Annotated in this window: 1 protein-coding gene; it reads left to right on the top strand. The window is 53.7% G+C overall.

Annotated features, from left to right (window positions below; translation table 11 throughout):
- A partial coding sequence (locus AF337_RS44610; protein ID WP_210168079.1) for a hypothetical protein occupies positions 1-246 on the top strand: 246 nt, incomplete at both ends.

The following is a 246-nucleotide window of genomic DNA, read 5'->3' as shown; positions in this document are numbered from 1 at the left end:
CTAAAGCACACAGCAAAACGACTGGGATTCAACTCTGGGAGAGTGGCTGCAAACCAAGACCAGAACGCCCGCGATGAGGCATTGGCATTTAAGTTCGCATCCTTGCCGATTGGTCGTGAGGCTTTGCCGAACATCGAGGTGCATGTTGATGACATTCGCCGGAACCACAGAAGCGGGCAAGCTATATGGAAGTTTGAGAGAGGCCTGCCCGAAATACTATGGTCCCGGTTCCTGACCGACGAGACG

The organism is Rhizobium ecuadorense (assembly GCF_001187535.1).
GTDB classification, from domain to species: domain Bacteria; phylum Pseudomonadota; class Alphaproteobacteria; order Rhizobiales; family Rhizobiaceae; genus Rhizobium; species Rhizobium ecuadorense.
This window is presented reverse-complemented; position numbering and strand designations above follow the sequence as displayed.